This window comes from Actinophytocola sp. (assembly GCF_035634895.1).
In the GTDB taxonomy this organism is placed as follows: domain Bacteria; phylum Actinomycetota; class Actinomycetes; order Mycobacteriales; family Pseudonocardiaceae; genus Actinophytocola.
Genome location: NZ_DASQCC010000106.1, coordinates 83,569 through 106,857 on the forward strand (window position 1 = coordinate 83,569; position 23,289 = coordinate 106,857).

Sequence of the window (23,289 nt, forward strand, 5' to 3'; positions counted from 1 at the left end):
GCTCAGCGCTGTTTCGGCACGAGCTCGGCCAGCTCGCGGCCGAACTCGTCGATCCCGAAGTTGATGTTGGCGAGCACGGTCACGGTGACGCCGGTGGCCGGGCGGATCTCGGTGTAGGAGTTGAAGCCGGCGATGTTGCCGGTGTGGCCGTAGCTCGTGACGGCGTCGATCGACGCGCCGCGCGAGGCGATGCCGTAGCCGTACCAGGTGCCGGGGTTCGCGGCGACGCGTGGACGCAGCAGCGCGGCGACCGTGCCGGCCTGGACCACGGATGTGTCGCCGTGCAGCAGGAACTGCTGCCAGCGGCCGAGATCCCGGACCGTCGAGTACATGCCGCCGGCCGAGTAGTACACCGAGTCGTCGAACACCGGGGCCTGCGTGGTCCAGTTCGAGTAGCCGACGGCGTACTCGTCGCTCGGGGCGAGGCCGGGTTGGTAGCCGGTGTCGGACATGCCGAGCGGGTCGAGGACCTCGTCGTGCAGGAAGTCCCCGTAGCTCTTGCCGGAGACCCGCTCGATCAGCAGACCGAGCACGACGTACCCGGAGTTGCTGTACGACCACTTCGTGCTGGGCGGGAAGTCCAGCGGCAGGCCGGCGAAGAGCTGGGTCAGCTGTTCGGGTGACGGCTCCCGCGTGCCGATGCTCGCGAAGAACTGCTCGATGCTCCCGAAGCCGGCCCCGTAGTCGTGGATGCCGGAGGTGTGCGCCAGCAGCTCGTCGATGGTGATCGGCGCCCACTGCGGCGGGCAGCTCGTCAGGTAGGCGCACACGCCGTCGGCCACGTTCAGCCGGCCCTGCTCCTGCAGCACGAGCACGGCGAGCGCGGTGAACTGCTTGGTGACCGACGCGATCCGGAACCGCGTGTTCGGACCGTTCGGCACCCTGGTCTGCGGGTTGGCCCGGCCGAAACCGCGGCGGAGCAACACCTTCGGCCCGTCGCGCACCTCGACCGCGCCACGGAACCGTTCGGCGGCCACCGCCTGGTCGACGTAGTCGGTCAGCGACCCGACGACCGGGTCCGGCGAGACCTGCGCCGCCGGCCGTGCCGGCGTGCACGCCACCAACAGTCCCGCGACCACCAGCGGAACCCCCCGTTTCCACTTCATGTCCGCATTGTCTCGCCTTTCACCGCCGCCAGCACGAGTTCCACCGGATGGTGTGGCCGGCGGCCGGTGCCGTGCGCTATCTGCTGCCGGCACGACACGCCGGTCGCGGCGATGACCGTGTCCCGCGGCTCGGCACGCACGGCCGGGAACAGGCGGTCCTCGCCGACCGACATCGACATCTCGTAGTGCTCGGCCTCGAAGCCGAACGAGCCGGCCATGCCGCAGCAGCCCGCGTCGACCTCCTCGACGCGCACGTCCGGGATACGGGACAGCATCGCCACCGTCGCCGCCGTGCCGACGTCGGCCTTCTGGTGGCAGTGGCCGTGGTAGAGGATCCGGCGTCCCGCGACCCACGAGTCGGCGAAGGTCAGGTCCCCCGCGTCGACGGCCTCGGTGATCAGCTCCTCCACCTGCCGCACGCGGCCGGCGACCTCCTGGGCCCTCGGGTCGTCGGGCAGCAGGGACAGCGTCTCGTCCCGCAGTGCGAGCACGCAGGACGGCTCGCAGCCGACGATCGGGGTCGTGCCGCCCGCGAGCTGGTGGAGCATGCCCCGCGCCTTGAGGCGGGCGTCGTCCAGCAGGCCCTTGGACAGGCTGGCTCGGCCGCAGCAGCCGTCCGCGGCGAGCCTGACCTCGTACCCGGCACGCTCCAGGAGCTCGATGGCCGCCTGGCCGACCGCCGGCTCGGTGTAGGTGGTGAAGGAGTCGGCCAGGAACGTGACGGCGCCCCTGGGCGCCTCGCCCGCGCGGCGCCTCCGGAACCACCGCACCAGGTTGCGCCGGTGGAACCGCGGCAGCGGCCGGTTCGGCGTGATGCCGACGAGCCGTCGCACGAAGCCGGCGTGGTTCGACAGCGGCGCCGTCGCCGAGCCAAGGCGGTTCAGCAGCCGGATGCTGGCGAAGACCCTGGCACGCAAAGGAATGCCGTGGCTCTCGTGCCGGTGCCGCAACGCCTCGCTCTTGAGCTTCGCCATGTCCACGCCCAGCGGGCACTCGCTCTTGCACGCCTTGCACATCAGGCACAGGTCCAGCACCTCGTGCAGCCGGTCGTCACCCAGCGCGGCCTGGGGATCCGGTTGCGACAGCGCGTGCACGAGCGCGTTGGCCCGGCCGCGCGTCGAGTCCTCCTCGGACCTCGTGGCCATGTAGGACGGGCACATCACGCCGGCGTCGGTCTTGCGGCACAGGCCGATGTTCATGCACCGGTCGGCCGCGCCCCGCATGCCGCCGACCACCTCGAACGCGAGGTGCGTCCGGAGCGGCTCGGCCCGCGGCAGGGCCGGGTCACGCAGGTTCTCGGTCATCGGCGGCGCGTCCACGATCTTGCCCGGGTTGAGCACACCCGCCGGGTCGAACAGGGCCTTGACCTCGCGCATGGCCTCGTACAGCTCGTCGCCGAACAGCTCGCGGTTGAACTCGCTGCGCGCCAGGCCGTCGCCGTGCTCGCTGGAGTTGACGCCGCCGTACTCCCGGACCAGGTCCCTGACCTGCTCGGCGACGGCGCGCATGGTCGCCACCCCGCCGGGTTCGGTCAGGTCGACGAACGGGCGGACGTGCAGGCAGCCGACCGAGCAGTGGCCGTAGAAGCCGGCCCGCAGGCCGTGCCGGTCGAGGATCTTCGCGAACCCGGCCGTGTACTCGGGCAGGTGCCGGGGGTCGACGGCGGTGTCCTCCACGAACGCGAGCGGCCTGCGCGGCCCGACGCTCGCCGCCATCAGCAGGCCGAGGCCGGCCTTGCGCACCTTCAGCAGCGCGCCCTGCTGCGCGGGCGTGACGGCCGCCAGCGTGTGGTAGCCGTGGTCGTGCTCGCGCCACAACGTCGTGAGCATGCTCAGCCTGCCGCGCAGCTCCTGCTCGTCCGCGCCGGTGAAGCTCACGAACAGCAGCGCGTCCGGGTCGCCGTGCAGGATCGTGCCGAGCGTGGCGTACTCGTGTCGCTGGCGGGACAGGTCGAGGATCGTGCGGTCCATCAGCTCGACCGCGGCGGGATCGCAGGCCAGCGCGTCCTCGGTCGCCGCGATGGCCGCCTGGGTGGACGTGAAGTGCCCGACGGCGATGACGGTGTGCTTCGGCTTCGGGACCAGGTCGACGAGCGCGTTGGTGGCGATGACGAGCGTGCCCTCGGAGCCGACGACGAACTTCGCGAGGTCGAAGTCCCTGGCGAGGCGGTCGAGGCGGTAGCCGCCCGCGCGGCGCCAGAACTCGGGGAAGCCGGTGGCGATGGCGTCCCGGTGGTCCTCGACCAGCTTCGGCAGCTCGCGGTGCAGCCTGCCGGCGAGCGTGCTCATGGCGGAAAGGTCGACACCCGGCGCGAAGTGGGCCGTGGACGCGTCGGCGAGGACCACGTCCAGCTCACGGACGTGGTCGATGGTCATGCCGTAGCGCACCGAGCCGCTGCCGGCGGAGTTGTTGCCGATCATCCCGCCGATCGTGGCGCGGTTGCTGGTGGAGGTGTCTGGGCCGAACATCAGGCCGTGTTCGGCGGCGGCGCGGTTGAGCTGGTCCTGGACCACGCCCGGCTCGACCAGCGCGGTCTGCGACTCCGGGTCCAGCTCGAGGATCTGGTTCAGGTGCCGGGACAGGTCGAGCACGATGCCGGGCCCGACGGTCTGCCCGGCGAGGCTCGTGCCCGCGCCACGAGGCACGACCGGCACGCCGTGGTCGTGGGCGGCGCTCACCGTGGCCGCCACGTCGTCGACGTCCCGCGGGAACACCACGGCCAGCGGGGTGATCGCGTACATGCTCGCGTCCCGGGCGAAGAGCTGTCGCGTGTGGTCGTCGAACAGGACCTCGCCGGAGAGATCCCGGCGCAGCCGTTCCGTCAGGCTCATGTGGTCTCCAGAACGCTGAGCGCGGCGTCGATGCCGCCGCGGTCGACGGACAGGCCGGCGAGTGCCAGTCCCATCTGGACGCCGGCGAGCGTGCCCGCCAGGGACAGGTCGTTGAAGTGACCGAGATGCCCGATGCGGAACACCCGCCCGGCGAGCCTACCGAGTCCGGTGCCGAGCGACATGTTGAAGCGGTCGAGGATCAGCGCGCGGATCTTGTCGGCGTCGTGCTCCGCCGGCACGAGCACGGCGGTGAGCACCGGCGAGTGTTCGCGTTCGTCGAGGCTCAGCACCTCCAGACCCCACGCCCGCACGGCCGCCCGCGTCGCCTCGCCGTGCCTGCGGTGCCTGGCGAAGACGTTCGCCAGGCCTTCCTCGTCGAGGACCGCCAGGCTCTCGCGCAGCCCGTACAGCAGGTTCGTCGGTGGCGTGTAGGGGAAGTAGCCGCGTTCGTTCGCCTCGAGGATCGGCCGCCAGTCCCAGTACGACCGGGGGAGCCGTGCGCTTTCGGCCGCACGCAACGCCTTCTCGCTCACCGCGTTGAAGCCGAGGCCCGGTGGGAGGAGCAGACCCTTCTGCGAGCAGGAGACCGTGACGTCCACGCCCCACTCGTCGTGCCGGTAGTCGACCGACCCGAGCGACGAGACGGCGTCCACCAGCAGCAGCGCCGGGTGCCCGGTCTCGTCGATCGCCCGGCGGATCTCGGCGATCCGGCTGGTGACGCCGGTCGAGGTCTCGTTGTGCACCACACACACGGCCTTGACCGAGGGGTCGGCGGCGAGTGACTCCGCGAGCACCACGGGATCCACGCCGTGCCGCCAGTCACCCGGCACGAAGTTCACGTCCAGCCCGAGGTTGCCGGCCAGGTCCCGCCACAGCGTCGCGAAGTGTCCGGTCTCGAACGCCAGCACCCGGTCGCCGGGGCTCAGCGTGTTCACCAGCGCCGCCTCCCACGCGCCGGTGCCCGAGGACGGATAGACGACCACCGGCCGGATCGTGCCGAAAACAGGTTTCAAACCGTCGAGAATCGCGCGGGAAAGCACGGCGAAATCGGGCCCGCGGTGGTCGGTCGTGGGCGCGGAAATAGCGCGCAGCACCCGGTCCGGAACATTGGTCGGACCGGGAGTTTGCAGGAAATGTCGTCCGGCCGGGTATGGCATCGCCAACTCCTGTCGGTTGCCTGAACCTATTGACCTTGCCTGTGAGTCACGTCATAGTGGCCCCTGTCCGGCACGAGCCGTTGCGGCCTCGGGAGTCGTCATGACGATGCAGATTATCTCGATTGTCGGACTCGTACTCATTGTTCTGCTTGCCACCCTGCGATCGGTGAACATGGGGGCGATCGCTTTTCTCGGTGTATTCCTGCTCGGCAGTCTGGTTTTCGACGTCAGCGACGACGACATTTTCGCCGGCTTTCCGGGCGACCTCTTCATCGTGCTCGTCGGGGTGACGCTGCTGTTCGCCATCGCCAAGAGCAACGGCACGGTCGACTGGCTGGTGCACATGGGGGTGCGGGCCGTCGGCGGCCGGATCGCGTTGATCCCGTGGATGATGTTCGTGGTCACCGCCGTGCTCACGTCCGTCGGCGCGGTCGTGCCCGGCGCCGTCGCGATCATGGCGCCGATCGGGCTGAGCTTCGCCGCCCGGCACCGCATCAACCCGCTGCTGATGGGGTTGCTGATCATCAACGGCGCGAGCGCGGGCGGCTTCTCGCCCATCGGCGTGTTCGGCGTCATCACCAACGGCGTCGTGGAGCACGAGCATCTCGCGAGCAACCCGGGCCTGCTGTGGGTCGGCTCGTTCCTCTTCAACGCGGTGCTCTCGGTGGTGATCTTCGTCCTCTTCGGCGGGCGCGACCTGCTGGCGCGGCGCGCCGAGCCGTCCGAGCAGGACGAGCAGGACGAGCAGGACGAGCAGGACGTCCCGGGGGACGCCGAGTCCGGCGAGCCGGCGGGCGGGACCGGCGCGTCGGGCTCGGTCGCCACGAAGACCAAGCCCACCACCGAGGTCGCCGTGTCCCTCGACCCGCAACGGGTCGTGACGCTGGTCGGTCTCGTCGCCCTGGTCGTCGGCGCGCTGGGCTTCGACATCGACGTCGGCCTGCTCGCACTGTCCATCGCGACCGTGATCTGCGTGCTGTTCCCCAAGGACTGCAAGGCGAACTTCGCGGAGGTGGCCTGGCCGACCGTGCTGCTCATCTGCGGCGTGGTGACCTACGTGAACGTCATGAAGACCATCGGCACCATCGACATGCTCGGGGACAGCGTCGCCAGGATCGGCGTGCCGCTGCTGGCGGCGTTCGTGATCTGCCTGATCGGCGCCGCGGTGTCGGCGTTCGCGTCCACCACCGGCATCCTGGGCGCCCTGATCCCGCTCGCGGTGCCGTTCCTGCTCGGCGGCGAGGTCGGCGCGGTCGGCCTGATCATCGCGCTGGCGATCTCGTCGTCGGTCGTCGACTCCTCGCCGTTCTCGACCAGCGGCGCGCTGGTGGTCGCGAGCAGCGGGCCGGACGTCCGGGACCGGGTGTTCCGCGGCCTGATGGTCTGGGGCCTGTCGATGATCATCGTGGCGCCGGTGCTGTCGTGGGCCATCTTCGTTGCCCCAGGGTGGTTGTGAGCGTGTGCATAGACTGGCGTCATGAGCGGAGCCGGCGGAGTGCATGATCAACATCCTGGACGCCGCCGAGCGGGCACGGGGGCCTCATGAGTGAGGGGATGCGAACCGTGCTCGGGACGTTCCGGGTGCTGGAGGAGGTCGCGTTCACGCAGCCGACCGGCGTCGGGGAGCTGTCGCGGCGGCTCGGGATGCCGAAGACGACCGTGCAGCGGGCCCTGCAGACACTCTGGACGGCCGGCTGGATCTGCCCCTCCGGCGCGGAGACGACCAGCTGGGTGCTCACGACCCGGGCGCTCCACATCGGACAGCGCGCGATCCCGGACCTGGGCGTCCGGGACGCGGCGCTGCCGATCATGCGGGAGCTGCGCAAGGAGACCGGCGAGACGGCGCACCTCATGGTCCTGGAAGGAGACCGGGCGGTGCTGATCGAGAAGGTCGAGACCCAGCACGCGATCCGCGCCGTGATCACCCTCGGCAGCGGGGTGCCGCTGCACGGCTCGTCGAACGGCAAGGCCATGCTCGCGCACCGGCCGGCCGAGGAGGTCCGCGCCATCGTGGGCGACCACCTGGAGCGCTACACGGACCGGACCATTGTGGACTGGGACGAGTTCACCGCCGAGCTGGCACGGGTGCGCGAGCGTGGGTACGCCACGAACGTCGGCGAGTGGCGGACGGACATCTCGGCGGTCGCGTCGCCGATCTTCGACCATGAGGGCAGGACCCAGGCGAGCCTTTCGATCTCCGCGCCGGGCAGCCGCATGCCCGCGGAGCTGCGGCCGGTCTACGGGGCGCTGGTGGTCGAGGCCGCGCAACGGGTCAGCGCGACCCTGGGCTACCGGCGTCCCGCGTAGGCTCATCGGCCGTGCCACCGCGGGGATCGCTTGTCCAGGAACGCTTTCACACCCTCGTGGAAGTCCTCGCTGCCGTAGCAGCGCCGGATGAGGTCCTCGTCGGGCGGCAGGTCGTGGTTCCGCAGGCGGCGCAGGGCGGTCTTGCTGGCCCGCATGGTGAGCGGCGCGTGCCCCGCCAGCTGGGTGCACAGCTCGGCCAGGCGCGCGTCCACCTCCTCGACCAGTTCCGACGCGAGCCCGATGCGCACCGCCTCCGCGCCGTCGACGAAGCCGGCCGTGTAGATCAGGTGGAGCGTGCGGGCCGGGCCCAGCAGGTGGTTGAGGCGCGCGTACGTCGCCATGGACACGCAGTTGCCGAGCGTTCGCGCGATGGGCAGGCCGAACCGGGCGTCCGGCGTGCAGAGCCGCAGGTCACAGGCTGCGGCGAGGGACAGCCCGCCGCCGGTCGCGTAGCCGTCGACGACCGCGATCGTCGGCACCGCCACCTGCTCGACGCGGGCCAGCACGGACTCGATGTGCCGCTCGTACTCGACGCCGTCGTCCGCGGACTCGAAGTCCCGGAAGTGCCCGATGTCGGTGCCGGACGCGAACGCCTTGCCGCCGGCGCCCCTGATCACCGCGACCCGTACCCCGGGGTCGTCGTCCACACGTGCGCAGAAGCCGGCGAGGGCGTCGTACATCGCCATGGTCATGGCGTTGCGGGCCGCGGGCCGGTTGATGGTCGCGGTGGCGACGGTGCCGGCGACCTCGATGTCGACGCTCATTCGACGGCTCCGTCCGCTCGAAGTGCCGCGACCTCGGCGGCCGTGTAGCCGGCGGCGCGGAGGATCTCGTCGGTGTGCTCGCCGAGGCCGGGCGGGACCCGCCGCACGCTGCCCGCGGTCTCGCTGAGCTTCACGGGGATGCCGAGCGCCCTGACCCGCCCCTCGACCGGGTGGTCCAGCTCCACGACCATCTCCCGGGCCAGCGTGTGCGGGTCCGCGCACGACTGCCGGTAGTCGCGGATCGGGCCGGCCGGCACGCCCTCGGCCAGCAGCAGCTCCACCCACTCGTCGGTGTCCCTGGTGACCAGGGTGCGCGTCAGCTCCTCGGCCAGCGCGGCGCGGTCGCGGACCCTGTCGGCGTTGCTCGCGAACCGCGGGTCGGCCAGCAGCTCCGGCCGGCCGAGCACGGCACACAGCCGTGCCCAGAGCCGGGCGTTGTTGGCGCCGATCGTGAGGTGGCCGTCGCGGGTGGGGAACGCCTCGTAGGGAGCGTTGACACGGTGCGCCGAGCCGAGCCGGCCCGGTGCCTCGCCGGTGGCCCACAGCTCGGCGGTCTCCCACACGGACATGGCGAGTGCCGCGTCGTAGAGAGAGGTGTCGACGGCCTGGCCGCGCCCGGTGACCGTGCGGGCGAGGCACGCGGACAGGATGCCGACCGCGCAGAGCAGCCCGGCCGAGAGGTCCGCGACCGGGACGCCGGACTTCGTCGGGGGACCGTCCGGCGTGCCGGTGACGCTCATGATCCCGGACATGGCCTGGGCGATCAGGTCGTAGCCGGGGCGGGCGGCGTAGGGCCCGGTCTGGCCGAACCCGGAGATCGACGCGTGGACGAGCCGCGGGTTGGTCTCCCGCAGCGTCTCGTAGTCGACCCCGAGCCGCCTGGCGACGCCCGGCCGGAAGCTCTCGACCACGACGTCGGCCGCCCGGACCAGCCGGCGGAAGGCCGCCCGCCCGCCGTCCGTCCGTAGGTCGACCGCGATGCCGCGCTTGTTGCGGTTGACGGCCAGGAAGGCGGCGCTCTCCCCGTGCGGCAGCCGGTGCCCGGTGGCCTCGCGGGTGGCGTCCCCGCGCCCGACGGGCTCGACCTTGATCACGTCGGCGCCGAGGTCGCCGAGCAGCTGGCAGCAGAACGGCCCGGCCATCACCTGCGTGAGGTCGAGGACCGTCAGGTTCTCCAGCGCGAGCGGCATCGCATCCTCGCTGTGCCGTGTAGCGGAACGACCGTTGTGCAGTGGAACACCGACCATACGATCGGGCAGTTTTCCGGTCAAGCAACGAACCGGCTGGGACCAGACGTGGTCCCAGCCGGTTCCCCGCTGGACAGTCTTGAGAGCTAGGCGGATTTGCCGTTGATGCCGTTCAACAAGGAGGCCCATCCGGTCGATGGCATACCGATGATGGGTGAGGCGGCGCGGTCCTTGCTGTCGCGGACCAGGACCGTGCCCTGCCCGGTGAACTTGACCTGGACACAGCTGGCGTTGCCGTTGGTGAAGCTGCTGACGAACCACCCGTCCTCGTCATGCGCCAGATCATTCTGTTCGGTCAACGCAACTCCTTTCGATGTTTCTCGATGATCTTTCTTGTTTCCCCGCGGTCCAGAGTGCGGGTCAGCGCCTCGTTGAAGGCCATGGTGATGTCGCGAACCTTGTTCGGCTCGGAGATGACACCCCAGGTCGAGACCGTCTCGTGCCAGGCGGCTCTGGGGAGGCGGGGGCTCGCGAAGTCCAGCAGGCTCAGCGTCCCGGCCCCGAACAGGTTGCAGGAGGTCGCGGTGAACGGGATGACCCGGATCTCGACGTTCTTCTCGAACTCGTCGAACGTGCTCAGCAGGTGGTCGAGCTGGCCGCGGAGCACAAGGGGCCCGCCCACCTGTTGTCGAAGCGCGGCCTCACTGATTATCGACGTCAGATGCAGTGGGTCGGCGCCGCGAAGTCGGTCCTGCCGGCGACGTCGAGCCGTGACGCGCTGCTCGACCTCGACCGGTCGAATACTGGTGTCCGAGTTCATTATCTCTCGGGTGTAGTCGGGTGTCTGCAGTAGTCCGGGAACGAGCAACGTGTCGTAGGCGTGAATTTGTTGCGCACCGTGCTCGAGCCCGAACAGCCGTTGAATGTTGCCGTCGAACAGCGCGGAATACCCGCTCCACCAACCGGTCTCCTTGGCGGACTCGCGGAGTTCGAGCAGTTGCCTGCGGTCGTCCTCACCGAACTCGAGGAGCTCGAACAGACCGCGCAGCGTGTTCTCGGGAATTATCTTGTGCTCGTTTTCGATGGCTGACCAGTAGTTGCGAGTGAAGCCGAGTCGCTGGGTGATGTCGTTGACGCCGATGCCGAGCTGTTCTCGGCGTTCACGCAGGCGGAGAACGAGTTCCCAGTTCGCGATCACTGGCGATGGGGACTGTGGCACCCTCATCCTCCTCTTGGACAGCGAGACAAGGTTCCGTGATTGGTTACTGTAACTGACGGCCGGGTTACTGTAACTGGTGGTGGAACTGGTGGTCTCGCCAGGCAGTACACAGCTTGAGGTGACGAAACGTAATCGCGGGAGCTTTATACCGGACGCCGGCCGGCGGCGCCGCAGGGTTGCGGGGCAAGGAACTACGTCTACCTCATCGAGTGATGACGTTTGTGTGTGTGCACCTGACCGCCTGCGTCGACCGCGGGGGGTTGCTCTGGGTGGCGGAGGTGCGGTGAGCGGTGGGACACGCGTGTGGCTGGGCGAGGTCGTGGATGTTGCTCAGGAACGAGTTCCATCCAGGTGATGGCATGCTGATCACGGGTGCGGCGGCGCGGGTGTCCTTGCTGTCACCAACGAGGGTCGCCCCGGCGACGAACTTGATCTGGACGCAGCTGCCCTTGCCGTTGCTGAAACTACTCACGAACCACCCGTCGTCGTCACAATCCAGATCGTGCTCGTTTGTCACCGTGGTTCCTTTCGCCACATTTCCATGGTTTTCGTTTGTTTCGGGGACGCGCGTTCATGCCGGTGCTGAACGCCACGGCCGGCTTTACGAAACTTCGTCGATCAAGACCATGGGGAGCCCTCGGGGTTGGGCCTCCCGGCGTTGAACAGGGTGCCGTCGGGGACGGTCGAAGGTATGGTCCAGATCCTCCTGTGGCACGCTCAAGCATTGATCCGGGTTACTGTAACCTCGCGTGTCCGCACATCGTCGCCAGAACCAGCAGTCGTGACAAGGTGCTATAGCCCCTTCGTGGTCATAACGACTCGATTGGGTATTTTCTGATCTCGAAGAGTAATCGAAAACGATGTATCAGTTAATTTCGCCCCATAGTTATCGCCATATCAGATGATCCTGGATGGGGAACTTTCTGCGCAGGGCATCATTCGGTCTCGTGTCGAATCCTGGATCCGCACGGTCTCACCAACCGGAGTCCGGGTCGAGCACCGTCGACGTGCATCACTGGTTACTGTAACTTGTTATGGAACTGTGGTCGTAGCTGGTGGCTGCAACGACCTATAGTTGGCTGTGGGTAACCGCGCGGCCGACCGGCGTGCCGCGGCGGGAGAGTCGGGGGACCTGGGGAGGCGCGAGGTGGTGTCGTCACTGGACACGATCGGAGAGCGGAGCCGCATCCGATCAGACACATGGCGTGCGGTCGTCCGAACCACTGTCCGACCGGGTGGTGATGCCGCGGAGGACTGGTATGAGGAGGCGGCCTTCCGCGGCTAGTGTCCCGCGCCGGAAATGCGGTGATTAAGTCGGTGGATCCGGGTTTCTGCTGGCAAGACACCGGTTCGCCCTCGTACTGGGTCGTACTTGGGCGAACCGGCAACGCCGCCAGCAGGAAGCTGGGCCGCCGAATTAGTTGCCTGATCTCCGGCGCGGGACACTAGTCCGCGGTTCCCACGGACTGGCGTGCGTCGCGCACCTCATTGCCTCCCACCGTGTTCTCCGTACGAGGCACCGGCACCGGCCGCGTGGCGGCCGCCTCGAGCAACTCGTCGAGAACCTCACCGCGCGGATCGCTCGCCGGGGTGAGCGACCTGCCCGTTGCCCAGGTGCTGACCGCCTCGGTGTGCTCTCCGGCGGCCGACAGCGTGTGGCCCAGCAGGATCAGCGCGTCGACCTGGCCGGACACGTCGCCGTTCTCCTGGTGGCGGTTGAGTGCCTCCCTCGCCAGCGTGCCGGCGGTCACCGGCTCGTCGCGACGAAGGTGGGCGGTCGCGAGGGCCAGCAACGCGTTCGCGGTGCCGGCCTCGTCGAACTGCACCCGGTCGAACATCTCCAGCGCCGCGTTGCCGTACGTGACAGCGTCGTCGAGCTGGTCCTCCGCCATGGCGAGTTTCGCCAGCCTGGAAAGACTGTTGGCCTGCCCGGCCAGGTCGCCGATCTTCTGGCTGGCGAACAGCGACTGCCGGTAGTGCGACTTCGCGTCCGCGGAACGGTCGAGCATCAGGTAGGCGTCGCCTAGGCTGCGGTGACTGTTGGCGATGTGCCGTTCGCCGCTGGCCCGGCTGTGCATCGCCAGCGACTTCGTGAGCCACTTGACGGCCTCCACCGGCTGGCCCGTCTGGAGCCGAATGAATCCGGTGTTGTGGGTGAAGACCGCCAGCCCGAGCTCGTCGCCGGCCTTCGTGAACGCCTCGTATGCCAGCTCGAAGCAGCGGCGGGCGTTCTCCTCGTCGTTCAACCGGACGTAGATGACACCCATGTTGTTGAGGCAGCCGCCGGCCGCGCCGTTGTTGCCCAGCAGTTCCGCCGCGTGGCGGCCCAGTTCGTAGAGGTCCAGCAGGTCCCGTGGGTCGTCGCGGCGGCTGAGTATGGACATGCACGCGGCGATGCGCCACACGTGCTCGTGGTACCCGAGCGCCGCCGCGCGGTACGCGCACCCCACGAGGTTCTGACGCTCGGTCACCAGCCAGCGCAGTGCCTCGTCCCTGCTGGCAAACGTCATCTGCTCGACCGGTTCGGCGGGCGCGAGGGCGGGCACGGTCTGGTTGTTGTCCAGGAGGTGGGCGCGCGCGAGGCTGGCGGACCAGAAGTACCAGTCGAACATGCGGCGGATCGCACGCGAGCTGCTCTCGGGTGGTTCGTCCTCGGCGACATCCGTCGCGTAGGCGTGCAGTAGGTCGTGGGTGGTGTAGCGGCCCGCGCCTTCCTGGTCGATCAGGTGTGCGCCGACGAGGGAGTCCAGCAGGTTCTCCACCTCGTGCGTGCCGGCGAGGGCGCGGACCGCGTGGACGCTGAACCGCGCGCCGGGATGGAGACCCAGTAGGCGGAACAGGCGTTGCTCCGGTGCGCGCAGGGCACGGTAGCTCAACGCGAACGTGCACCGAAGGGTGGTCGTGTGGTCGTCGCCGTGGGAGCCGGCGTCCAGCAGGCGTCTGGCCAGCTCCGCGGCCAGCTCGCCGATGGGGACGGCCGGCCGCATCGCCACGTGTTCGCCCACGATCCTCAGCGCGAGGGGTAGGCCCTGGCACAGTTCCACGAGTTTCGCGAACCCGGCCGGGTCAGCCGACGCGCGTGCGCCGATGCGCTTCGCCAGCAGAGCCGTGGCCTCGGTGGAGGACAGGGCCGGGACCGACAGCAACTCCACGCCGTCCCGGACGGTGATGCCGCTCATGCGTTGGCGGCTGGTGATCAGGGTCGGGCATGGGGACGTGGCCTCCAGCAGGGGACGCACGTGGTTGCTGTCGCGGGCGTTGTCCAGGAACACCAGGACCGATCTCGACGACAGGAGGTCTCGCAGCAGGGCGGCGCGTTCGTTCGTGGTTTCGGGGATCTGGGTCGGGGCCACGCCCAGTTCGGCCAGGAACACGCCCATGACCGCGTGTGGTTCGACCAGTGGTGTGTCCGAGTAACCCGCCAGGTCCACGTACAGCACGCCGTGGGGGAAGCGGTCCAGCCGCAGGTGCGCCCAGTGCCGCACCAGTGTGGTCTTACCAATGCCGGGTGGGCCGTCCAGTGCCACGACCTCGACGGTGCGGCTCAGCAGCGCGTCCATCTGCGCCAGGATCTCCGATCTGCCGGTGAAGTCCGGGGTGTCACGTGGGGGCGCCGGCCGTCGTGGCGGGCTCGGCTTCCTCGTCGTCGCGTCCCGGGCGGCCTTGATCAGCTCCGGTGGTGGTTGGACGCCGAGCTCCTCCAGCAACCGGCTGGCGTACTCGCGGACGAAGACGGGCACCTCGTCGGCGCGGTCCGTGGCCGCCAGCGTCCGGATCCACCTGGTGGCAAGGCGTTCGTCGGTCGGGTGGTCGGAGAGCAGCGGGGGGAGCCCGGTCAGGACGAAGTCGTGGTCGCCCAGGGACAGCTTCGTGTCGAACAGGGCGCACTGGGCCGTCAGGAAGTCCCCGGTCGTCAGCGTCTCCCGGGTGCGCCGCGCCCAGTACGTGTCCAGGTCGGCCAGCGGCGGGCCGTCCCACAACGCCAGCGCGGCGGCGAAATGCTCCGCCGCCGCTGCCACGTCACCGTTGCCTCGTGCTCGTTGGCCCGCGTGGATCATGGCGCGGAACCGGTGGAAGTCCACAGTGGACTGATCGACGTCGAGCCGGTACGAGCGGTGGGCGTTCGTCAGCTCCATCGGGCAGCCGGCGGCCTTGAGTACGCGCCGCAGGCGGGACACGTAGGTCTGCAACGCCTTGCCCGGCTCCGCGGGCACGTCGTCCCACAGTGCCTCCGCGATGCGGTCGACGTGCACCAGCTCGTTCGCCTTGAACGACAGGAAGCCGAGCAGGCCGCGTACCTTCGTCGCGCCGAGGTCGATCTCCCGCCCCTGTGCCAGCAGGCTCACCCGTCCGAGTATCCGTAGCTCCACCGCATGCCCCAGCCTTCTTGACGGTTTCCCCATGAGTGTCTGTCCCGAATAACTCGAATCGGTTTAGCTGCGGCCTCTGATATCCAACTGTTACGTGCGCGCCAAGCGCTGTGCAAGCGACCTGCAAGTTGCTTGTTCAAAACACCTGGCACTCTTCTTGTGGGTCCTTTTAGGGGAGGGAGCGGGATGCGCGCCCAGCAGGAATGGTGGCAAATGTCGAAATTCAAGGAGGTGCCACGACGAATGACGTCCCACCGCGAGGCGGTCGTCGCCGTCGACGGAGTGAGCTCGCCCGCGTGGCTGCGCACCGCCGACGTCGTGATCAGCGAGCACCGCACGCGACGCCAGGCACGCAGGTGGATCGGGGACGTGTACCGGCGTTGTCCCGACTGCGTGCTCGCGGTCGCCAGGCAGCGGCGCGGACGGTGGTGCCTGGTCGGATTACCCGCACGGGACATCCTGATGTACGGCGGGCGATTCGACTTGGCGGACGCGGAGCAACTCGGCCGGATGGTCTACCGCCTCTGGTCGGACCGGTACGCGCAACTCTGACGCATATTTTCGGGTCGTTTGGAATACCGGAGATACTGCGCGCACGTGCGGGTGCGGCGGGCGAATACGCATCGAGTTTGTGCGCGCGCCCGTGATTTCGGGGGTTACCCGCGACACCGGTGGCCGGCGGTACCACGAGGCCACCCGAGGACCGGCCGCCGCGACCGGGGGTGCGGCGGCCGGTGCCCCGATGCGCTAGGGTGGCTCACGCGTGGTTGTTCATTTGGTATTGGGTGGTTGTGATGGTCAGCGGCAAAGTGGTTCGTTTCGACGAGGTTCGCGGTTATGGGTTCGTCGCCCCGGAGGGCGGCGGCGAGGACGTGTTCATCCATGTGAACGACCTCGCCTTCGACAAGCGCCTACTCACTCCCGGGACGATGGTCGAGTTCACCGTCGAGGAGGGGGATCGTGGGCCCAAGGCTTCGCACGTGCGGATGCTCGGGTCGCCCGAGCCCGCCCGCGCGATCGACAATGATCTCTGTGATGTGTTGTCCACCAAGAAGTTCATCTCCGAGGTGACGGAGACGTTGCTGTCCGCGGCGCCGAGTATGTCCGCACAGCAGATTCTCCAGGCTCGGCAGGGGTTGGTGGTCAAGGCTCGGGAGCATGGATGGGTTGAGGACTGAATCTCGGTTCCTTCTTTGGGTTGTGTGGGGTTCGGCGGGGCGGGGCCGGGGGTGGGGTGTGGCGGGGGTTGGTCGAGGGTTGCTTGGTGTGGGGTGGTTGAGCGGTTTGTGTGTTGTTGCTGGGGCTTGGTGAGGGGGTCGCTTTGGTCGGGGGCGGTTGAGCGGGTCGTGCCTTGGTTGGGCGGGTCCTTGTTTGTTGGGTTCGTTGAGTGGGGTCTGTGTTGGTTGAGGGGTGTGTCTTGTTGGCTTGGGTGTGGTCAGGGGGTTGCTTGGTCAGAGCTGATTGTGCGGGGGTCGTGCCTCTGATTGGGGCGGTTGAGCGGTTTGTGCCTTGTTGACTCGGCCTGGCCAGGAGGTTGCTTGGTCAGGGGCGGTTGAGCGAGTCGTGCCTCGACCTCCGTGGTTGAGCAGGTCTTGTCTTGTTCGCTGTGGTGGTTGAGTGGGTGATGCCTCGTCGGCTGGGTGGTTGAGTGCTTGTTGCTGGTTCAGCGGTTCGTGTCCTGTCGGTCGGGGTGGTTGAGTGGTCGTGCCTCCTCGTCCGGGGGCGTTGAGCGAGGCCGTTCCTCCTGCCGGCCCCGAGCGCGCCAACACCTGTCGCCCGGTGCCCGGCCCGAGCCTGTTCACCAGTCCCCCACTTGTCGGGCCGTTCTTCGCTGCGAGGCAGTCGCGTCGCCTCGTGTACCGTTGGTGTTGAACATCCACAAGAGACAGTCACGAGTTGTCGCTCCGTCTGGTTATTTGGCAACTTCGTCGTGGGGATGATCCTTTGAACGGCGGGTGCGTTACGGCGTTCGGGGCATGATCCTTTGGGTCTCTTGACAACGGAACGTGTGCCTGGTTTTACTCTGGTGCGCACGCCGAGACGGAGCACTCGGCGTCAGAGGTACGCCCAGCCGGTAAGCGGAGAACAGCCGTGAGTCCGGACAGAGTCGCCAGGTCGCGTACGCGGTCCGAGGCGGGGACGTACCCGCGATCATCTGGAGCTCACACCGATGATGTCTTCCCGTGCTCGCGTTCTTCCCCTGGTCGTTGCGGTTGTCGCGGCTTTGTTCGTGACCTCCGACGCCGTCGCGGCCACTACCCTGCCGCCCGTCCATGCCAAGTTCGACTACCAGATCGGCGGGGCCTACACGCCGCCGAGTGGTGTTCGGGTCGTGAGTCGCGACCACAGTGCCCAGCCTGCCGCGGGGCTCTACAACATCTGCTACGTCAACGCCTTCCAGGCCCAGCCGAACACGGAGAGTGAGTGGGGTGACCTCCTCCTCCGTGACTCCGCCGGCAAGATCGTCTACGACGTTGACTGGGGCGAGGCCCTGCTCGACATCCGCACCGCGGACAAGCGGCAGCGGATCGCCGCCAAGGTCAACGGGTGGGTCGACTCGTGTGCCTCGAAGGGGTTCCAGGGGGTCGAACCGGACAACTACGACTCGTACAGTCGTTCGAACAACCTGCTGACGACCAGTCAGGCGCAGACCTACATCAAGCTGCTTTCGGCGCACGCCCATGGGGTCGGGCTCGCCATCGCGCAAAAAAACACGGTCGAGCTTGCCGGTAACAGAGTGGCCAACGGACTCGACTTCGCAGTCGCCGAGGAGTGTGCCGACTGGGACGAGTGTGGTGACTTTGTCAGCGCTTTCGGCAACAACGTGATCGTGATCGAGTACAGCGCCGCGGGTCTGCGGGCGGCATGTAGTGGTTGGGGCTCTTCATTGAGCATCGTGCGGAGGGATGTGGACGTGTCGACACCGGGTAGTAGTGGGTACGTGTACAAAACATGTTAAACAGGCGGGACCTCTTTCGCGGCACCCTCGGACTGGCCGCGGGTGCGGCGCTGACTAGTTGTGGTGACGGGGACGCCGCCAACGGCGGCCCCGTCACCATCAACTTCTGGCACGGCCAGACCGACACCGCGGTACTGGTCATCGAGGACCTGGTACAGGACTTCGAGCGCAACAACCCGAACATCAAGGTGGACATGGGCGGTGGCGTCCTGGCGGACGCCATGCTCCAGAAGGTTCTCGCGGCGCTGGCCGCCGGGTCCTATCCGGACGTCGCCTACATCTTCGGGTCGGACCTCGCGAACATCGCGCGCAGCCCGAAGGTCGTCGACCTGACCGACCTCGTCGAGGGCACGGGTGCGGACTACTGGCCGTCCGTCCGCGAGGCGGTCACGATCAACGGCAAGGTCCGTGCGGCACCCGCCCTCGTCGACTCGCTCGCCGTGGTGTGCAACAAGGAAGTCTTCTCGAAGGCCGGCGTGGACCTGCCGCAGGAAGGCTGGCGTTGGCGGGACTTCGTGGAAACGGCCAAGGCGCTCACCGACGAGAGCGCCGGTGTCTTCGGCACCGGCTGGCCGGGCGTGGGCGACGAGGACACGGTGTGGCGGCTGTGGCCGCTCGTCTGGGACGCCGGCGGTGACATCATCGCGTCGTCGGGATCGGGCATCGGGTTCGCCGACGCGGGTGTGAAGGCGCTCCAGGTCATCCAGGATCTCGCCCGCGACAAGAGTGTCTACATCGACCCGAAGTCCGGCAGTGAGCAGATGTACCAGGTGTTCCTGTCCGGCCGCATGGGCATGGTGCCCACCGGGCCGTGGGAGCTGCCGGACATCACCGACGCCGGGGTCGACTACCACGTGGTGCCGCTGCCGACGTTCAGCGGTCACGCGGTGACGATCTCGGGTCCGGACACGTGGACGATGTTCGACAACGGGCCCGCCAGGGTCGACGCCGCGCGTACCTTCGTGAGCTGGCTGATCGCGCCGGAGCAGGACGTGCGTTGGGCGTTGGGCGCGGGCAGCCTGCCGTTGAGCAAGCAGAGCGAGTCCAGCCCGGAGTGGCGCAAGTACGCCGCCGAGACACCGGGGCTGTCGGACTTCGCCGAGGCGCTCGAGCACGCGCGGGTGCGACCGGTACACCCCGCGTACCCCGAGATCTCCCAGGCCTTGGGGCAGGCCATCGCCGCCGTGCTGTTGGGTCGAAGCTCGCCGGAGGACGCGATGCGCGCCTGCGCCGACGAATCGAACTCGGCTCTGCGTATACCTCGTTGAGGAGGCCGCCGTGCCCATCACGATCGCTCCAGGCCGCAGGCCCCGGCGCGAAGCCGGTACCGCCTGGTTGTTCATCTCCCCGGCGGTGCTCATCATCCTCGGGCTCAGCATCGTCCCGGTGGTCTGGTCGCTTCTGCTTTCCTTTCAGGCCAACGACCTCGTCACGCCGAGCCGGTGGGTGGGGCTGGACAACTACAACGCGCTCGTGCAGGACCCGAAGTTCGGGCAGGCCGTCCGCAACACACTGGTCTACACCGCGCTGTACGTCCCGCTCAGCATCGTCCTCGGGCTGGCGCTCGCGTTGGTGCTGAACCAGCGCATCCGGCTCGTCGGGCTGTACCGCACGCTGATGTTCGTGCCGTTCGTGGTCTCCGCGACCGCGCAGGGCGTGCTGTTCTCGTTCATCCTCGACCCCGAGTTCGGTGCGGCCAACTCGCTGCTGCATCGGATCGGCCTTTCCTCGCAAGGGTTCCTCACCGATCCGGGGCAGGCGCTGCTCGTCCTCGTCGGCATAACCCTGTGGAGTGGCACGGGTTTCTGTGTCGTCGTGTACCTCGCCGCGTTGCAGGAGGTGCCGCCGTCGCTCGTGGAGGCCGCGCGGCTCGACGGCGCCGGGCGCTGGCAGGTGCTCAGGCACGTGGTGCTGCCCGCGCTCAGGCCGATCACGGTGTTCCTGCTTCTGTGGCAGGTGATCCAGTCGCTGCAGGTGTTCGACCTTGTGTACGTGACCACCAAGGGCGGGCCGCTCGGCTCGACCACGGTGATCGTGTACTTCGTGTGGGAGCAGGCGTTCAAGACGTTCACGGCCGGTTACGGTGCGGCGGCGGCCTACGTGCTCGCGGCGGCGCTGCTGATCATCGCGCTCGCGGTGCGGATCGTGCGGCGCCAGGGAGTTGCCCGATGACCATGACCGCGAAGGTCGAGCGACCACCGTCCCGCCCGGCGCCGCCGGACTCGCCCCGCCGTTCCGCTCGGCGGCTGCCGTTCAGCCCGTGGCACCTGTTGCTGGTGCCGCTCGCGCTCCTGTTCGCCATCCCGCTGATCTGGCTGCTGATCAGCTCGGTCATGACCAACGCCGAGATCAACCGGTTCCCGCCGCCGTTGTGGCCCAAGGGGATCGACCTCGGCGGGTACGCGTACGTGTTCGGGCACAGCATGTTCCCGCGGTGGTTCGCGAACTCGCTGATCGTGTCGGTGGTCGCGGTCGCGGCGAACCTGCTGTTCGGGGTGCTGGCCGGCTACGCGTTCGCGCGGCTGCGGTTCTTCGGCTCCCGCGTGCTGTTGGTGCTGATGCTCGTGACGATGGCGATTCCGTTCCAGCTCACGATGATCCCGACGTTCATCGTCATGCGGCAGCTGGGGCTCATCGACACGCTCGGCGCGCTCATCGTGCCGTCGCTCGTGACGCCGTTCGCGGTGTTCCTGATGCGGCAGTTCTTCCTGTCGCTGCCTCGCGAGCTCGAGGAGGCGGCGTGGATCGACGGGTGCTCCACGTTCGGGGTGCTGTTCCGGATCGTGCTGCCGCTGTCCAAGCCGGCACTCGCGACCGTCGCCGTGCTGACGTTCCTGACCACGTGGAACGACCTGACGTGGCCGCTGATCGCGATCAACCACGACACGCAGTACACGCTGCCGCTCGGGCTGACGACGTTCCAGGGGCTGCACCGCACCAACTGGGCGGCGGTGATGGCGGGCAACGTGGTCACGGTCGTACCGGTGCTGATCGCCTTCCTCGGCGCGCAGAAGACGTTCATCCAGTCGGTCACCGCGTCCGGCCTCAAGGCGTGATGGTCGACCTGCTGGTCATCGGGGACGCGAACCCCGATGTCATCGTCGGGCCACTGACGGAACCGCTGGCGTTCGGCCAGCACGAGCAACTGGTCGACGCCGGCGTGCTGACGCTGGGCGGCTCGGGCGCGATCATGGCGTGCGGGGCGGCCCGGCTGGGGCTGTCGGTGGCCATCGCGGGCCGCGTCGGCGACGACGCGGCCGGCCGCTTCGTCCGGGAATCGTTGGCGGAGCGGGGAGTCGACACCGCCGCGTTGGTGACCGACGACGCACCGACGCCGTTGACGGTGATCATCACCCGGGACGGTGACCGGGCGATGCTGACGTCCGGCTCGTGGCCTTCCTTCGTCGTGCCGGCGGAGCTGCTGGCGTCGAGCCGGCATGTCCATGTGGCGTCGTACTTTCTGCTGTCGTCGATGGCCGGCTCGTTGCCCGGGTTGCTGGCGGCGGCCCGCCGGCACGGCGCGACCACGTCCCTGGACACGAACGACGACCCGGCCGGCCGTTGGGACGTGGGATCACTACTGTCCGAAGTGGACCTGTTGCTGCCGAACGCCAACGAGGCGATGCGTCTGGCCGGTGCCCCAACGGCTCTGGCGGCCGCGTCGGTGCTGGCGTCTCGTGGGCCGGTGGTGGCGGTGAAGGACGGTGCGGCCGGTGGGTTCTGTCACAGCGATGGAAATGTCTTGCACAGCAGGGGCATCGTGGTGTCTCCTGTGGACGCGGTCGGTGCGGGCGACAGCTTCGACGCGGGTTTCGTCGCCGCGAAGCTGAAGGGCATGTCCGACCAGTTGGCCCTGGACGTCGCGGCCGTGTGCGGCGCACTGTCCACATTGTCCGCTGGTGGCACGACGTCCCAGCCGACGTGGGCCGACGCGATGAGCTATGTCGAGGAGAAGCAGGCATGAAGATCACCTTTGTCGGCGCGGGCAGCGTCGTGTTCACCCAGGGCTTACTGGCGGACCTGTTCGCCTTTCCGGAGCTCGGTGGCGTGCACATCGCCCTGCACGACATCGACGAGGAGCGGCTGTCCACCGCCGAGGCCGCGGCTCGGTACATCGCCGGGGAGCTGGGCGCCTCGCCGCGGCTGACGGCGCATCTGGACCGCCGGGAGGCGTTGGCGGGGGCCGACTTCGTCATCAACATCGTGCAGGTCGGGATGGCGGAGGCCACCCGGACCGACTTCGACGTCCCCGCCTCGTTCGGCGTCCGGCAGACGATCGCGGACACGCTCGGGGTGGGTGGGATCTTCCGTGCCCTGCGGACGTTTCCGCTGCTGCGTGCGCTCGGTGCGGACATCGCCGAGGTGTGCCCGGACGCCTGGTTGCTGAACTACACCAACCCAATGGCGATGAACGTGCAGTACCTGACGGAGGCGACCGGGCTGACGCGGGTGGTGGGGTTGTGCCACTCGGTGTACTGGACGATGCGTGGACTGGCGGAGCTGGTGGACGTGCCGTTCGAGGAGGTGACCTACCGGGCGGCGGGCGTGAACCACCAGGCGTGGGTGCTGGAGTTCCTGCGGGACGGTGAGAACCTGTACCCGCGGTTGGACGCGCTGATCGAGGCGGATCCGGAGCTGCGGCGGCGGGTGCGGGTGGACATGTACCGGCGGCTGGGTTACTACCCGACGGAGACGAGCGAGCACTCGTCGGAGTACGTGCCGTGGTATCTCGGCCATGAGAGCGAGATCTCGCGGCTGCGGGTGCCGGTGGGGAACTACCTGGAGATCGTGGACGAGAACATCGCCGCGTACGAGCAGACTCGTGCCGCGCTGGCGTCCGGGGCTCCGCTGGAGGTCGAGGGGACCATGGAGTACGCGCCGCAGATCATCCACAGCATGGTGACCGGCACGCCCCGGGTGATCTACGGGAACGTGCCGAACCGTGGGTTGATCGCGAACCTGCCGTCGCGTGGGGTGGTCGAGGTGCCCTGCGTGGTCGACGCGTCTGGGGTGCAACCGACTCGGGTCGGTGAGCTGCCGCCGCAGCTGGCGGCGTTGAACCGGAACTACCTGAGCATGAACGACCTGGTGGTCCGGGCCGCGGTGGAGGACGAGCCGCGGCACATCCGGCACGCGGCGATGGCGGATCCGGCCACGGCCGCGGCGCTGACGGTGGAGCGGATCTGGGAGCTGTGCGATGCGATGGTCGTCGCGCATGGGGATCGGTTGCAGCCGTCGTTGCGGGTCGTGCTTGGTTGAGGCTTCGGCCGGGGCGGTCCGGGCCGCCGGGGCCGGGGGTGGGGGGCCGGGGGAGGGGTGTGGTTGCTGGGGCTGGTCAGGTGGTGGGGTGGCAAGGGGCGGTTGGGGCCGAGTGGAGCCCCTGGTCAGG

19 protein-coding genes are annotated in these 23,289 nt (G+C 68.5%); 10 read left to right on the plus strand and 9 right to left on the minus strand.

Annotated elements, in window-relative coordinates; genetic code table 11:
• Positions 1–2: 2 nt before the first annotated feature.
• Genes VET29_RS15210 through VET29_RS15220 form a run of 3 tightly spaced genes read right to left on the minus strand, consistent with a single transcriptional unit; the run spans position 3 to position 4,950 of the window.
• On the minus strand, positions 3–1,106 hold the full coding sequence (locus tag VET29_RS15210; RefSeq protein WP_324920434.1) for a serine hydrolase domain-containing protein: 1,104 nt from the start codon (positions 1,104–1,106) through the stop codon (positions 3–5).
• Positions 1,103–3,937 carry an FAD-binding and (Fe-S)-binding domain-containing protein gene (locus VET29_RS15215; RefSeq protein ID WP_324920436.1) on the minus strand — a complete coding sequence of 945 codons (2,835 nt, stop codon included), beginning with the start codon at positions 3,935–3,937 and terminating at the stop codon, positions 1,103–1,105. Before VET29_RS15215 ends, VET29_RS15210 begins: the two co-directional genes overlap by 4 nt.
• Positions 3,934–4,950: a pyridoxal-phosphate-dependent aminotransferase family protein gene (locus VET29_RS15220; protein ID WP_324920438.1), complete on the minus strand. Its 1,017-nt coding sequence runs from the start codon at positions 4,948–4,950 to the stop codon at positions 3,934–3,936. The genes VET29_RS15215 and VET29_RS15220 overlap by 4 nt, the downstream gene beginning before the upstream one ends.
• A gap of 244 nt (positions 4,951–5,194) precedes the next feature.
• Between VET29_RS15220 and VET29_RS15225 the strand changes: the two genes are divergently transcribed.
• Both VET29_RS15225 and VET29_RS15230 read left to right on the plus strand, forming a co-directional pair.
• Complete coding sequence (locus tag VET29_RS15225; RefSeq protein ID WP_324920442.1) at positions 5,195–6,550, plus strand: SLC13 family permease; 1,356 nt, start codon at positions 5,195–5,197, stop codon at positions 6,548–6,550.
• Between the two features lie 86 nt (positions 6,551–6,636).
• Positions 6,637–7,401, plus strand: coding sequence for an IclR family transcriptional regulator (locus VET29_RS15230; RefSeq protein ID WP_324920444.1), 765 nt, complete (start codon positions 6,637–6,639; stop codon positions 7,399–7,401).
• A gap of 2 nt (positions 7,402–7,403) precedes the next feature.
• Here the strand turns inward: VET29_RS15230 and VET29_RS15235 are convergent, their stop codons facing one another.
• The 6 genes from VET29_RS15235 to VET29_RS15260 all read right to left on the minus strand — a co-directional run bounded on the left by VET29_RS15235 (position 7,404) and on the right by VET29_RS15260 (position 14,917).
• Positions 7,404–8,165: an enoyl-CoA hydratase/isomerase family protein gene (locus VET29_RS15235; protein WP_324920445.1), complete on the minus strand. Its 762-nt coding sequence runs from the start codon at positions 8,163–8,165 to the stop codon at positions 7,404–7,406.
• Positions 8,162–9,355, minus strand: coding sequence for a CoA transferase (locus VET29_RS15240; RefSeq protein WP_324920449.1), 1,194 nt, complete (start codon positions 9,353–9,355; stop codon positions 8,162–8,164). The genes VET29_RS15235 and VET29_RS15240 overlap by 4 nt, the downstream gene beginning before the upstream one ends.
• Positions 9,356–9,498: 143 nt before the next feature.
• A complete protein-coding gene (locus VET29_RS15245; RefSeq protein ID WP_324920451.1) occupies positions 9,499–9,711 on the minus strand; it encodes a DUF397 domain-containing protein in 213 nt (70 codons plus the stop codon).
• Complete coding sequence (locus tag VET29_RS15250) at positions 9,708–10,577, minus strand: Scr1 family TA system antitoxin-like transcriptional regulator (RefSeq protein ID WP_414636503.1); 870 nt, start codon at positions 10,575–10,577, stop codon at positions 9,708–9,710. The genes VET29_RS15245 and VET29_RS15250 overlap by 4 nt, the downstream gene beginning before the upstream one ends.
• Positions 10,578–10,773: 196 nt before the next feature.
• Positions 10,774–11,106: a DUF397 domain-containing protein gene (locus VET29_RS15255; protein WP_324920456.1), complete on the minus strand. Its 333-nt coding sequence runs from the start codon at positions 11,104–11,106 to the stop codon at positions 10,774–10,776.
• A gap of 910 nt (positions 11,107–12,016) precedes the next feature.
• Positions 12,017–14,917 (minus strand): BTAD domain-containing putative transcriptional regulator, encoded by a 2,901-nt coding sequence (locus VET29_RS15260; protein ID WP_324920459.1) that lies wholly within the window; start codon positions 14,915–14,917, stop codon positions 12,017–12,019.
• Between the two features lie 267 nt (positions 14,918–15,184).
• Here VET29_RS15260 and VET29_RS15265 point away from each other — a divergent pair, with 267 nt between their 5' ends.
• From VET29_RS15265 to VET29_RS15300, 8 genes are all read left to right on the plus strand, one after another.
• On the plus strand, positions 15,185–15,493 hold the full coding sequence (locus VET29_RS15265; protein ID WP_324920461.1) for a hypothetical protein: 309 nt from the start codon (positions 15,185–15,187) through the stop codon (positions 15,491–15,493).
• Positions 15,494–15,735: 242 nt separating this feature from the next.
• The gene (locus VET29_RS15270; RefSeq protein ID WP_324920534.1) at positions 15,736–16,119 is read left to right on the plus strand and encodes a cold shock domain-containing protein; all 384 of its coding nucleotides are present in this window, start codon (positions 15,736–15,738) and stop codon (positions 16,117–16,119) included.
• Positions 16,120–17,171: 1,052 nt separating this feature from the next.
• Positions 17,172–17,900, plus strand: coding sequence for an endo alpha-1,4 polygalactosaminidase (locus VET29_RS15275; RefSeq protein ID WP_324920464.1), 729 nt, complete (start codon positions 17,172–17,174; stop codon positions 17,898–17,900).
• Positions 17,894–19,168 carry an ABC transporter substrate-binding protein gene (locus VET29_RS15280; RefSeq protein WP_324920465.1) on the plus strand — a complete coding sequence of 425 codons (1,275 nt, stop codon included), beginning with the start codon at positions 17,894–17,896 and terminating at the stop codon, positions 19,166–19,168. Before VET29_RS15275 ends, VET29_RS15280 begins: the two co-directional genes overlap by 7 nt.
• A 10-nt stretch (positions 19,169–19,178) precedes the next feature.
• Positions 19,179–20,072 carry a sugar ABC transporter permease gene (locus tag VET29_RS15285; protein WP_324920467.1) on the plus strand — a complete coding sequence of 298 codons (894 nt, stop codon included), beginning with the start codon at positions 19,179–19,181 and terminating at the stop codon, positions 20,070–20,072.
• Entirely contained in the window at positions 20,069–20,956 is an 888-nt protein-coding gene (locus VET29_RS15290; protein WP_324920469.1) for a carbohydrate ABC transporter permease, read from the plus strand. Before VET29_RS15285 ends, VET29_RS15290 begins: the two co-directional genes overlap by 4 nt.
• Positions 20,956–21,864: a carbohydrate kinase family protein gene (locus tag VET29_RS15295; RefSeq protein WP_324920536.1), complete on the plus strand. Its 909-nt coding sequence runs from the start codon at positions 20,956–20,958 to the stop codon at positions 21,862–21,864. Before VET29_RS15290 ends, VET29_RS15295 begins: the two co-directional genes overlap by 1 nt.
• On the plus strand, positions 21,861–23,159 hold the full coding sequence (locus tag VET29_RS15300) for an alpha-glucosidase/alpha-galactosidase (RefSeq protein WP_324920471.1): 1,299 nt from the start codon (positions 21,861–21,863) through the stop codon (positions 23,157–23,159). Before VET29_RS15295 ends, VET29_RS15300 begins: the two co-directional genes overlap by 4 nt.
• Positions 23,160–23,289 lie beyond the last annotated feature (130 nt).